Genomic DNA, 12,556 nt, shown 5'->3' with positions numbered 1-12,556 from the left:
GGCAAGAGGAACAAAACCTTTAGGAGGACTATTATGTCTGTATTAAGCATGAAGCAACTGCTTGAAGCGGGTGTCCACTTCGGTCACCAAACCCGTCGTTGGAACCCAAAGATGAAGCCATTCATCTTCACTGAACGTAACGGTATCTACATCATCGATCTGCAAAAGACCGTTAAGATGATCGACGATGCTTACAACTTCGTTAAAGATGAAGCTGCTCAAGGCGGCGTATTCTTATTCGTCGGCACTAAGAAGCAAGCCCAAGATGCCATCGCTGAAGAAGCGACCCGCGCTGGTCAATACTATGTTAACCATCGTTGGCTTGGTGGGACCTTGACCAACTGGAACACCATCCAAACTCGGATCAAGCGTCTTAAAGACATCAAGAAGATGGCCACTGACGGCACTTTCGACAAGTTGCCTAAGAAGGAAGTTTCCTTACTCAAGAAGCAAGAAGAAAAGCTGACCAAGTTCCTTGGCGGTATCGAAGATATGCCTCGCATCCCAGATGTGATCTTTATCGTTGATCCTCGCAAGGAAAAGATCGCCGTTTCCGAAGCCCAAAAGTTGAACATTCCGATCGTTGCCATGGTTGATACCAACACTGACCCTGATGACATCGACGTGATCATTCCTTCTAACGATGACGCCATTCGTGCCGTTCGTTTGATCACCGCGAAAATGGCTGATGCTGTTATCGAAGGTAACCAAGGCGAAGACCAAGAAGACGCTGAAGACCAACAAGCAGCAGCTGCGCCTGTTGACTCCATCGAAGACATTGTTGAAGCTGTTGAAGGCGACAACAAGTAATTCTATAAATTCCAGAGTTCACTGAACTCGACAAAACAAGCACGGTCTGTTATCTCGCTACTGCAAGATTTGCAGGCGGTGCTTGTTTTGATGACAAAGCGACACTGACTGGTGCTTATCGATCAGCGTGGCTTGCCGCAATCTAAAACTTAATTATCCTTAGGAGGACAAGATTCATGGCTATTACCGCAAAACAAGTCAAAGAACTGCGCGACCGGACTCAAGTCGGCATGATGGATGCTAAAAAGGCCTTAGTTGCCGCTGATGGTGACATGGACAAAGCCATCGACGTTTTACGCGAAAAAGGTTTGGCAAAAGCCGCTAAAAAAGCTGGTAACATTGCGGCTGAAGGCTTAGCTGAAATCGCTGTTGACGGCAACACCGCTGCCATCATTGAAGTCAACGCTGAAACTGACTTTGTGGCTTCCAACGACAAGTTCACGGATTATGTGACTGCCGTAGCCAAAACCATCGCTGCTAACAAACCAGCTGACCTTGACGCGGCATTGGCCTTAGACCTTGATGGCCAAACCATTGACGAAGCAGCCAAAGCCTTAACTGCAGTCATTGGCGAAAAGATCTCCTTGCGTCGCTTTGAGATCGCTGAAAAAAATGATGGCGACCACTTTGGTGCCTACTTGCATAACGGTGGCCAAATCGCTGCATTAGTTACCCTTGAAGGTGGCGACGAAGCTGCTGCCCGTGACATCGCGATGCACGTGGCTGCCATCAACCCACAATACTTGGATCGTAGCCAAGTGCCAGCTGATGAATTGCAACATCAAACTGACCTTTTCACTGAAGAAACTAAAGGTGAAGGCAAGCCAGAAAAAATCATCCCTCGCATCGTTGAAGGCCGCGTCAACAAGTGGTTGTCTGAGATCTCATTAGTTGACCAAGAATTCGTTAAGGATTCCGACAAGACAGTTGCAGAATTTGCCAAGAGCAAAAACGCAACAGTCAAAGGCTTTGTTCGTTTTGAAGTCGGTGAAGGCATCGAAAAGAAAGCCAACGACTTTGCTGCAGAAGTTGCCGAACAAATGAAGTAATTTCAGTTCAACTTAGGCGTCGCATTTTGCGGCGTCTTTTTTTGAAGTTGTGACCCTTCAGGCAATGAAATTGGAGGACGACGATGCCAAGCAAATATTATGCCGTTCGCGCTGGACGACAAACTGGGATCTATCGGACGTGGGATGCGGCCAAAAAGCAAGTCTCTGGCTTTTCCGGCGCCCAATATAAAAGCTTCACGTCAGCAGCTGAAGCCCAAGCGTTCATGGGTGGTCAAGCCCTCAGCCGGCCCGCGCATACCAAAGCGGCGCCATCAGCTTTGGGTTACACAGTCGTTGGCGATAATGCGACCATCAATGCCCATATTGCCAAACTACAAGCCGATGAAGCCATCGCGTTTACCGATGGCTCGTACAACAAAACCACGCGTCAGTATGCTTATGGCGTGGTGATGATCGAAAACCTGAATGGCCAGATCACGACCACGCATTTGGCCAAAGCCTTGCCAGCAGACCCCAATGATGACTCGCATCAAGTGATCGGCGAAGTCACCGCGGTAAAAGCGGCGATCGTTTGGGCCAAAGCCCATCACAAAAGCAGCTTAGCGATCTATGCCGATTATTTAGGGGTGCATGAATGGGCTTTGGGGCATTGGCAAGCCAAGTCTAAAGCGGCCATCGCTTATCGGCAGTTTATTTTGGCACAAGCCGGGACCATCCACTTGGCCTTTTATAAAGTGCACTCGCATGATGCCGCGCACCCGATCGATCGCAACATTGAAGTGGATCTATTGGTGAAAAAAACTTTGGGCTTGCGTTGAGCCGTTAACTGCGCGTCAAAGCGAATATTATGGTAAACTATTATCAGTAAATACGAAGGGAATCGTGACAATGGTTAAATATAAACGAATCGTCCTCAAAGTGAGTGGCGAAGCACTGGCAGGCAAAGCTGGGTTTGGCATCAAGCCACCAGTGATCGCCGATATCGCCAAGGAGATCAAAGCGGTGCATGATCTTGGCGTTGAAATCGCCATCGTCTGCGGCGGCGGCAACATTTGGCGTGGGGAAACCGGCGCGGAAATGGGGATGGAACGTGCCCAAGCTGATTATATGGGGATGTTAGCAACGGTGATGAACGGGCTGGCTTTACAAGATAGCTTGGAAAGCATCGGCGTCCCAACACGGGTCCAAACTTCGATCGAAATGCGCCAGATCGCTGAACCTTATATCCGCCGCAAAGCCGTGCGCCACCTTGAAAAAGGCCGCGTCGTGATTTTTGCTGGTGGGACTGGCAATCCTTATTTCTCCACTGACACCACCGCCGCATTACGGGCTGCAGAAATCAACGCGGATGTGATCTTAATGGCCAAAAATGGCGTCGATGGTGTGTATGACGCTGATCCTAACAAAGTCAGCACTGCCACCAAGTTTGATTCCCTGACGCATTTGGACATCATCAACAAAGGCTTGAACGTCATGGATTCGACCGCAAGCACGTTGTCGATGGACAATGACATTCCGTTGGTCGTGTTCAACTTGAACGAAGCTGACAACATTCGTCGCGTCGTTGAAGGCGAAAACATTGGGACTACGATTCGAGGAGGGAAATAATTTTGGCTAATGAAGTGATTGAAGCTGCTAAAGCCAACATGCAAAAGTCTGCGGAGGCTTTGCAACGCGAGCTTGGCGGCATTCGTGCCGGCCGAGCAAACGCTGGGTTATTGAACCGCATTGAAGTGGAATATTATGGGGTGATGACGCCATTGAACCAAATGGCTGCCATCACGATTCCAGAACCACGCGTTTTGATGGTGACCCCATATGACAAATCGGCGTTAAAAGAAATCGAAGCGGCCATCAACATGTCAGACCTTGGCATCAACCCAGCCAATGACGGTAGCGCCATTCGTTTGGTGATCCCGCAATTGACTGGCGAACGCCGTCAAGAATTGGCCAAAGAAGTCGGCAAATATGCTGAAGAAGCCAAGATCGCCACGCGCAATGTTCGCCGCGAAGCGTTAGACAAGCTTAAAAAGCAAGAAAAAGCCGGCGAGATCACAGAAGACGACTTGCATCGCTTTGAAAAAGACATTCAAAAGGTGATCGATGATGCGGCTAAAAACATCGAAAAAATCGCCAGCGACAAAGAAAAAGAAATCACTGAAGGCTAAGGCTTTCAATTTGGGCTCACGCAAACGATGCGTGGGCTTTTTTGTTGTTTTGGGAAAGGTTGTCGTGGTCACAACGCGTCAACGTGACATGATAGCGGGTGAAAGCAAATAGGCATCAAGCTAAAAAACGTTATTAAATTTCTTATGGAAGGGTGTTTTCTGCTGTGATTTCAGCGACATTTTCAGCGAAATATCGGCAATTGTAGCGTCACCTTCAGCTAAATGACAAACAGGTTACAAGGCATTTTGGCGCAATTATGTTATACTAAAGGCAGATGAAGGCTTGGTGACTTGACAGTTTGGGAGGACATGATGCGATGTGTCTTAAGACTGATGATAACGCTTGGTGTGATTTTGTTGACAGGATGTCAGCGCGCTGAAGTGAAAGTGCCGACGACCCCACCGCAAGATTTTGTGACCACCAGTACGGCTGAGAATTTCCAGTCGCAACAGCTGGCGGCTTTTGTCGACCACAATTTTGTGCAACATGCTGGGGTGTTGACCAGCTTAGGTGGGGCCAAAGTCGGGGCTGACGACGCCTCTGGAGCAGATTATTTGGCTGAGTCTATGGGCTTGTGGTTGTTGCATTTGGTGCAAATCAAACAATATGCGGCATTTCGGCAATTTTATGCGGCAGGTAAAGCCAAATTGTACAACGGCCAAAATTTTGCTTATCGCCTGTCGCGGCCAAGCGACCAACGCAGTGCGGTGAATGCCTCTGCTGATGACTTGCGGATCATGCGCGCATTGATTGCTTATGATCAAGCCACTGCGTCGACCCGTTACCAAAAAGCCGTGGCAACGCTTTATGCCAATTGGGCCAAAGGATGCTTACCAAATGGCCAACTGCGTGATTTTTATGATGTGCGGCATCATCAAGCCAGCGGCCAAGTCAGCTTGGCTTATGTTGATCTACAAACGTTACGTTATTTAGGAGGCAACACCAAAGCTTATCGTCAGTTGCTTGCCGTGGTCCAACACGGGTATTTAGGTGATGCCTTTCCGCTTTATGCCGCTAGCTACAACTGGCATGACGTGGCGTATTCAAGCCAGCATTTGAATACGTCTGAAGCGCTAGAAACTGTGTTACAACTTGCCCGTGTCGGTCACTTAAAAGCCACCACCAAAGCCTGGCTGATCCAGCGCGTCCAAAAACAAGACTTGCCTAACGCCATGACCACCACTGGTGCGATCGTTGATGCTGATCGTTCAGTGGCCAACTGGGCGCTAGTGGCGCAGATCTTTGCGACCATCCATGACCGTCGCCATTATGATCAAACCATGGCATTGATTTGGGCGCAACAGCTCAAATCAGGGCCGCTTAAAGGCGGATTTGGTGATGCCAAAACGGGCAAAGCCTTCTCCTATAATAATTTAAATGTGCTATTAGCCGCAGATCTGAGGAGGCAAGCGCATGAGTAAGCGCAAAAATTTAAGCTGGCGATTTTGGCAATGGTGGGTCAAACATGTATCGCCAGCCTGGTTGGCAGTGGGGTTGACCGTGATTTTGGTGGCCCCAATGCTGTTTATCAGCCCGATTCACGGGTATGCCGATAATGGGGACTTTTGGCGCGCGATTTTGCCTAATGGCATTTATCCTTTTGCCGCATCAAATCGCAGTGATTACTTCAATTATGTGGCGCCGCATTACCACATCATGCAGTACTTCAATGAAAACCAAACGCAAGTCTACAGCTCACAAGCGCTATTTATTCAACTGGCCTTGTGGCTGAACCGGCTGTTTTATAGCCGCACCGTGTTTGATCTGCGATTTATGGGGTTGGTGTATTTCACGCTGTTTTTAGGCACCATTTGGTTATTGACAACAGCATTGACGACGCCGCTACGGCGTTTTCGCAGTTATTTGATCGCAATCATGGTGGTATTGGTGTTTGCCGATGCCGGCTTTACGCTGTATTTCAATTCGTTTTTTGCCGAACCTGGTGGCTACATTGCCTTGCTTAATGCGACTGCTGCGTGGCTGTTTATCGCGCGCATGCCTAAGCATCGCAAGTTGTGGGTGATTGGGTATTTCCTCAATGTGTTGGTTTTCATCACCAACAAGCAGCAAAATGCCCCGATCGCGTTATCGTTTATGGTGGTGACTTTAGGCTTACTGGCGTATCCTGCGGTGCGCAAACGCTGGCCGTATTTGCTGATCGGCATAAGTGTCGTGGCCGCAAGCGGCGTGCTCACGTTTGCATTGATCTCAAAAGATTTCAATGACATCAACCTGTATCAATCTTTCACCAACGGCGTCTTGTTGGAAAATTCGCATCCCACTGGCAATATCCAACAAGCTGGCCTCAATGGTCAGTATGCTTTGATGCGCGGTGACGCTTACAATCCACCTGGCACCGCGGCGGTATTGCCAAGTGCTTTTTACACCAAGAACCACTTGCTCAAGAAACTCAGTACCAGCTGGATCGTGATGTATTATCTCAAACATCCCACCCAAGGCGTGGCGATGCTTGATGTCGCTGCCAAAAACCAAATGATCGTGCAACCGACCATGGTTGGCGACTATACCAAAAGCCAAGGCGTCAAGCCAAAGCAGCAAATGCATCACAACACCACAGTGACCAAGCTTGGACAAACTTTTTACCCCAAACGTTATGCGTTTGGGTTGATGTTGGCGGTGACGCTGATCATGGTGTTTATGGTCGGCGCGTTTGCCGATTGGAAAACCGGCGAAAAAGAAGGGCCGATGCGTTTGGCATTGGTGTTGGGATTGCTTTCGATCGTGGTATTTGTGCCTATTGTATCGATCATTGGCGATGGGGCAGCGGATCTGGCAAAACATTTGTTTAACGTGCCAGTCAGTTTGTATTTGTTGTTCACGATTTTGATCGCTGACAGTCTCAATGGGCGCTTGTGGCACGCTTGGCGAAAGGAGCAATTCGATGCGTAAAAGGAATTGGCTGTTGGCCTTGATGCTTGTGGTGGGCTGGATGGTGTTTGCGCCGCAACCGGTTTTTGCCAGTGCCGACGCGAAAGTCTTGTTGGTGTATGACAGCAAAGTCGTGCCTGAGCAAAAAGCGACGCGCATCACCCAGTTGCAACAACTTTTATTAGCGGCTGGGATGCAGGTGCATACGCAAAGCTTAGCCAGCTATCAACGTGGGGAGTTAAAGGCTTATCAAGGCGTGGTGACCATGATCAATTGGGATGATCAACACTTGCAAAATGCCGCTCTCACCCGCGATCGGCAACACTTTAGCGGCGTGACGCTACATGTTGGCGGCAATTTGCAGCCAGACGAGCTGGCAGCCCTACAAGCCAAGGCCACGCCGTTGTATCGCCGGCAGCTGATCGCCACTTGGCCAAATACCGCTGGCGCGCAGTTATTGCCTTACACCACGCCGGTTTGGGTGTTGACTCAAACGCCAACGTCTGCGGTCAATATCGGGACGCTGCAGATCCAAGGCAATGCCCAAACTTATCCTTATGCCACCATGGTCGCGCATCACGGCTATTTGCCTTATTTTGATGGCAGTGGTCAAAGTGAGTTAGTCGGCGCAGAGGTGATCGCCCGATTATTTGGCGCCAAAAGTCTGCAAGCCCCGCTATTTTTGCTGACAGATGTCACGCCATATTCGAATCTCAAGTTATTAACGCAAGTCAGTGATTACTTGGCGGCTCACAATATCGCGTTTGCGGTATCTGCCACGTCAGTTGCCCGCAACACAGAACTGGCCGCGTTTGCCAGTTATACCAAAGCTTTGCGCCATGTGATGGCAGCCGGTGGCGTGATTTTCTTGCAAACGCCAGCAGTAGGCAATGGGCTAGTCGGCACCAAAATTTTGCAAACAGATATGACCAATACCTTGACCGCGTTGGCACAGCGGCATGTGTTTCCAGTCGGCGTCAGTTCACCGACTTATTGGCGCGATGATCAGCTGTATCGCAAGCAAGCCTTGGCAGGCGCAGATACAACGGTTTTGTTGCCTAACCCCAAATTCGAAACGTTTGCCGACGAAGATGATCAAGCGACTTCACCAAAGTTGGCTTTTGCCACAGTATCGGCGACGAGTTTGATGACGTCACGCTACGGCGCGCGCCTAAGTACCGCACAGATCAACACACGCTTGCCATTAGCCGTGTGGTTTTTGATGCCAAACTCGCAAACAGCTTTTGAGAATTTCAAGCGGCATGTTCAAGCTTTTGATCAAACTTGGCGCGATCCCAAAACGCTTACCACCACGTATCAAGTGGGGATGCTTGACTTGGCGTATCAAAGTAGCGTGTATTTGGTCAACGGCCGTCGCGCTACTGGGTCTTATCACACGCCGTCTGCACTGAAGCTTGAAAAAACGCCGCAGTCTTGGATGAATAAATTCTTTGCGGGACAAAGCAAAGTCATGTGGGCGTTTTTTGCCGTCACCATCGCGGTGATGGCAGTCATGTTGATCATTGGGCGTCAAGTTTACTTACGCATGTATAAAAGGCGGTGAGCACGTGTCGCTATTAGATTATTGTTTGTTTATTGCGATTTTTTCCATTTGGGCGATTTTGATCGTGAATGTGGTGTTGACCATCGCCGGCTACATTTATTACTTGCGTTGGGTCCATCGACCGGCACCAGTGTTGCCTGATCAGCCGCCGTTTGTGTCGATCATGGTGCCAGCACACAACGAAGGCATTGTGATCGTCAAAACCGTCCAGGCGCTATTGACGTTTGATTATCCACATGATCGCTATGAAATCATTGTCATTAACGACAATTCCAGCGACAATTCTGCAGATCTATTGAAAAACCTGCAACAAGTGCATCCCGATCGCAATTTAACCGTGATCAATACCGATCAAACCAATGGTGGCAAAGGTAAATCCAACGCTTTAAATATTGGTTTGAAGCAAGCCAAAGGGTCGCTTATTGCCATTTATGATGCCGATAACACCCCAGAACATCCGGCGTTGCGTTATTTGGTGGCAGAACTGATGAACCATCCCAAATGTGGCGCGGTGATCGGCAAGTTCCGTACCCGCAACAAAGACGCCACCATCTTAACGCGCTTTATCAATGTTGAGACCTTGTCGTTTCAATGGATGGCCCAAGCTGGTCGCCAGCAGCTGTTTCATTTAACCACGATCCCAGGCACCAATTATGTGATCCGTCGTCAGTTATTGGAAGAAATCGGCGGCTGGGATGTCAAAGCGTTGTCTGAAGACACCGAGATCTCGTTTCAAGTGTATCGTCGTGGGTTTCAAATCGGGTTTCAGCCACTAGCCGTCACTTGGGAACAAGAGCCACAAACTTTGGACGTGTGGTTTCATCAGCGCACGCGTTGGGTCAAAGGCAACATTTATGTGGTGTTGAAAAATGCCGGCAAACTCTTCACCAAAGCCGGCAGGCATATTCGTTTTGATTTGATCTACTTTTTGTCGATCTACTTTTTGCTCCTGACCAGCTTGATCTTGTCTGATACTGTGTTTGTGTTATCCGTTGCCGGGGTGGTGCATTCGAGCCTCCAAGGATTTTCGAATAATTTGTGGCTGGCTGCCATTTTGATTTTTATCGTCAGCACCTATTTGACCATCACCACGGAAAAATCGGAAATGCGCTTGAGTAATGTGCTGGTGATCATCGGCATGTATATCGTTTATAGTCAGTTGTGGCTCGCAGTAGCTGCACATGGAATGGTGGGGTATATCCGTGAACAAGTCTTTCATCAACAAGCCAAATGGTATAAAACTAAACGCTATCAATAACTGCTGGTGGCTGGGTTTGGTCTGCTTTTTGCTGATCCTGCTGGCGCCAACGCCAGTGCATGCAGCCACACAGTCTTATACTGAGATCTTCCAAAATCCGACCACGACCTTAACTGGCAAATCGGTGCAAACTGATCTTTATTTCAGCAAAGAAGATTATTGGTCCGTGAAAAAAGCCACGTTGAGTTTGAATTTTCAGCTTTCGCAGTTGGCTGCGCGGCAAACTTCGGATCTGACTTTGGCACTTAACGGGGTCAAATTCGACTCATTTCGGCCTAGTGCGGCCACTGGTTTGCAAACAAAGCAAATCGATTTGCCGCTGAAGCTGTTGCAAGGTACCAATCATTTGACGATCTATGGTCAAGTGATCAACAACAACCAGAATTCACTGCCGCAAACACCAGCCAACTGGTTGACGATCGAGGCTGGCGCGAATGTGAACTTTCAATACGACTTGAAAGAAGCCGATCAAACGATGCAGTCGTTTTATGCGCATTTTACCGGGATGGATACCATTGCCAATCATCGCGCCAGCATCGTGGTGCCCAAAGTTGCCAGCGATGGCGAACTGACGGCGGCGATGTATGCACTAGGCGGGATCGCGCGGGTGATCACCACCACTGATACCAAGTTGCCATTGACCACCAACGGGGAAACCGATTACCAGCTGGTCGTCGCCACTTATGCGCATTTACCTCAAGCATTGCGAAATCAGGTGCACTTGGCTAGTGAAAAAGCGCAATTGGTCACTTACACCAACGGCCATACCCATTATTTGATCGTCACTGCCAGAACTAACAGTTTGTTGAAACAAGCGGCTCGCTTTGTGGCCAATCAAGAATTGATGCAAGAGACCCGCAGCCGCGTGGCGCCGATCGACGCTCAAACCCAAGTATTTACGTCAGTGTTGCAATATCAAGGCCACTATCAATTAGCCAGCGCAGATACCACTGTGACTGGGGCAGGGCATCACAGTGCCACGTTTTTTGTCAGTTTGCCTAATGATCGTACCAATGCCAACGGCTCAAAGATCCGCTTGCGCTTCAGTTATGCCAAAAACCTGGACTTCAAGCAAGCCTTAGCCACCGTCACTGTCAATGGGCGAAAAATCGGCAGTCAACCACTCAGCCAACAACATGCCGATGCAGACACGATGACGGTGACCTTACCTAAAGGCCAAGCGCTTGGTAATACGTTTACTGTGAGCGTGGATTTTGATTTGGCTATGGCGGGTAGCAGTGACAACACACAAACACCTTGGGCGGTGATCGACGCCAGTTCTGAAGCGGATATTCAATCGACCACGCAAAAGCAACTCCTGTTCAATAATTTTCCCAGCACCTTCATTCACAATGAAAGTTATGCCAACGTATTGCTGGTCCGGCCCAAAACGCTGACTGCGGCAGATTATCAAACCCTGACTAATATTGGCAACTTGTTTGGCAATTACGCCAAAAGCAATACCGGCCACTTGGCTGTGACGCATTTGGCGCCTAGCAAAACTCAAATGCAGTCGGCTTCAGTCGTGGCATTTGGGACGCCAAAAGCCAATGCCTTCATCGATCAGTTGAATCCACAACTTTACTTCAAATATCGCCGTGATCGCTCAGGCTTTTTAAGTAATGAAAAATTGTCCATCGAAAAAGCTTATGGGCAAACCATTGGCACTGCGCAATTGTTGCGCTCACCAGCCAATGACCAAAAAGCACTGCTGGTGGTGACTGGCGCGACGCCAGAAGCGACCCAACTGGGTTCGACGCAAATTGCCACACAAGCGGCGATCTCGCAATATTCAGGCGATGCGATCGTGGTCGATCCTGACGATCAGCACTATAGTTACCGCTTCAAGAAAGTCGCCGCGCTTCATGCACATCCTAGTGCCAAACAAGTGATCAACAAGAATGCGCAATTGATCGGCTATTTGATCGGGGCGTTTGTCGCGGTAGCCTTGATCATTTTGGCGGTATTTTTAACTATCCGCAAGAATCTCGTCAAAGGAGGGCCAAGGCATGAGTGATCGCCAAAATTTTCGCAGTGACTTGTATTTGATCGCCGGGGTTTTTTTGATCGCAGTGATGGCCGTGGGCATGATGTTGACTGGCCATGTGCTGATCAACATGATCGATTTGGCCGTGACTTTGTTGTTACTGCTAATGACGTATTTCTTTGGTTTGATCGTTGGGCTTGGCGGCAATCTGGTATTTATTTTCGCCCAAAGTTTTTATATGGTGTATTTGCATTTGGCGGGGCATACGGTGCCGGTGGTGTTAGGCTTTTGGTTGCTGTTGCCAGCGTTATTGTGTCTGACTTTCAATGGCGTAACGCAACGTTTACGCCAGATCCAAGCAGACAATGTGCAACTGCGCGAAAACATGGTGGAACACGGGGCGTTTGATCGCCAAACCAATTTGCGCACCACGGTGGCATATTTGGAAGATGCTGCCGTGTATGTCGAAACTGGAACGCGCTTTAAGATACCGGTGGCGACTGTGATCATCAAGATCCGCTATTTCAATGATCTCAAACAAATGCTTGGTGCTGAGCGGATCGATGAATTGATCACGGTGACGTTAGACACATTAAAAGCGGCCACCCGCGATAATGACATCACCTATATTTTAAATTCGCAAGACCCGACTTGGGCGGTGTTGTTGTATTCTGACGCTGATGGGGCGCAAATCGCCGCAGATCGGATCCGCGAATTTTTCGAAAAGCAGTTGGTTGCTTCCAAGACGTTAGGCGATGTGGATCTGCGCTTAAAGCTCAGTGTGGTGCAATGGGATCCCCAAAAAATGCAAACCGCCACCGACATGATGAATGCCGGACTCAAGGAACTGGAATATGATGTGTGAGGCG

11 protein-coding genes are annotated in these 12,556 nt (G+C 49.0%); all 11 read left to right on the top strand.

The window, feature by feature from the left end:
* Window positions 1–33 precede the first annotated feature (33 nt).
* The 11 genes from rpsB (at window position 34) to ACKTSG_RS00985 (ending at window position 12,552) form a co-directional block, all read left to right on the top strand.
* Entirely contained in the window at window positions 34–810 is a 777-nt protein-coding gene (rpsB, locus tag ACKTSG_RS01035; protein ID WP_054714795.1) for a 30S ribosomal protein S2, read from the top strand.
* A 176-nt stretch (window positions 811–986) separates the two neighbouring features.
* On the top strand, window positions 987–1,859 hold the full coding sequence (gene tsf, locus ACKTSG_RS01030; protein ID WP_407891080.1) for a translation elongation factor Ts: 873 nt from the start codon (window positions 987–989) through the stop codon (window positions 1,857–1,859).
* A gap of 83 nt (window positions 1,860–1,942) precedes the next feature.
* Window positions 1,943–2,638 carry a ribonuclease H1 domain-containing protein gene (locus ACKTSG_RS01025; RefSeq protein WP_407891078.1) on the top strand — a complete coding sequence of 232 codons (696 nt, stop codon included), beginning with the start codon at window positions 1,943–1,945 and terminating at the stop codon, window positions 2,636–2,638.
* 70 nt (window positions 2,639–2,708) lie between these two features.
* Window positions 2,709–3,428 carry a UMP kinase gene (gene pyrH, locus ACKTSG_RS01020; protein ID WP_407891076.1) on the top strand — a complete coding sequence of 240 codons (720 nt, stop codon included), beginning with the start codon at window positions 2,709–2,711 and terminating at the stop codon, window positions 3,426–3,428.
* A 2-nt stretch (window positions 3,429–3,430) separates the two neighbouring features.
* Window positions 3,431–3,988 carry a ribosome recycling factor gene (frr, locus tag ACKTSG_RS01015; protein ID WP_407891074.1) on the top strand — a complete coding sequence of 186 codons (558 nt, stop codon included), beginning with the start codon at window positions 3,431–3,433 and terminating at the stop codon, window positions 3,986–3,988.
* A gap of 357 nt (window positions 3,989–4,345) precedes the next feature.
* Window positions 4,346–5,410 (top strand): glycosyl hydrolase family 8, encoded by a 1,065-nt coding sequence (locus ACKTSG_RS01010; protein ID WP_407891072.1) that lies wholly within the window; start codon window positions 4,346–4,348, stop codon window positions 5,408–5,410.
* Window positions 5,403–6,899, top strand: coding sequence for a glycan biosynthesis hexose transferase WsfD (wsfD, locus tag ACKTSG_RS01005; RefSeq protein WP_407891070.1), 1,497 nt, complete (start codon window positions 5,403–5,405; stop codon window positions 6,897–6,899). Before ACKTSG_RS01010 ends, wsfD begins: the two co-directional genes overlap by 8 nt.
* Window positions 6,892–8,442: a hypothetical protein gene (locus tag ACKTSG_RS01000; protein WP_407891068.1), complete on the top strand. Its 1,551-nt coding sequence runs from the start codon at window positions 6,892–6,894 to the stop codon at window positions 8,440–8,442. Before wsfD ends, ACKTSG_RS01000 begins: the two co-directional genes overlap by 8 nt.
* Window positions 8,443–8,446: 4 nt before the next feature.
* Window positions 8,447–9,700, top strand: coding sequence for a glycosyltransferase family 2 protein (locus ACKTSG_RS00995; protein ID WP_407891066.1), 1,254 nt, complete (start codon window positions 8,447–8,449; stop codon window positions 9,698–9,700).
* A 16-nt stretch (window positions 9,701–9,716) separates the two neighbouring features.
* Window positions 9,717–11,717, top strand: a complete 2,001-nt coding sequence (locus ACKTSG_RS00990; RefSeq protein ID WP_407891064.1) for a cellulose biosynthesis cyclic di-GMP-binding regulatory protein BcsB — start codon at window positions 9,717–9,719, stop codon at window positions 11,715–11,717.
* Window positions 11,710–12,552 (top strand): GGDEF domain-containing protein, encoded by an 843-nt coding sequence (locus ACKTSG_RS00985; RefSeq protein ID WP_407891062.1) that lies wholly within the window; start codon window positions 11,710–11,712, stop codon window positions 12,550–12,552. Before ACKTSG_RS00990 ends, ACKTSG_RS00985 begins: the two co-directional genes overlap by 8 nt.
* Window positions 12,553–12,556: the final 4 nt, after the last annotated feature.

It is taken from the genome of Lacticaseibacillus salsurae (assembly GCF_045862175.1).
GTDB classification, from domain to species: Bacteria; Bacillota; Bacilli; order Lactobacillales; family Lactobacillaceae; genus Lacticaseibacillus; species Lacticaseibacillus salsurae.
The sequence above is the reverse complement of the archived record's forward strand: the minus strand, read 5'-3'. Positions and strand labels throughout refer to the sequence as shown.

Coding starts and splice junctions, on each gene's coding strand:
- tsf (WP_407891080.1), top strand. CDS start 987: ATGGCTATTACCGCAAAACAAGTCAAAGAACTGCGCGACCGGACTCAA.
- wsfD (WP_407891070.1), top strand. CDS start 5,403: ATGAGTAAGCGCAAAAATTTAAGCTGGCGATTTTGGCAATGGTGGGTC.
- ACKTSG_RS00985 (WP_407891062.1), top strand. CDS start 11,710: ATGAGTGATCGCCAAAATTTTCGCAGTGACTTGTATTTGATCGCCGGG.
- pyrH (WP_407891076.1), top strand. CDS start 2,709: ATGGTTAAATATAAACGAATCGTCCTCAAAGTGAGTGGCGAAGCACTG.
- ACKTSG_RS01000 (WP_407891068.1), top strand. CDS start 6,892: ATGCGTAAAAGGAATTGGCTGTTGGCCTTGATGCTTGTGGTGGGCTGG.
- rpsB (WP_054714795.1), top strand. CDS start 34: ATGTCTGTATTAAGCATGAAGCAACTGCTTGAAGCGGGTGTCCACTTC.
- ACKTSG_RS01025 (WP_407891078.1), top strand. CDS start 1,943: ATGCCAAGCAAATATTATGCCGTTCGCGCTGGACGACAAACTGGGATC.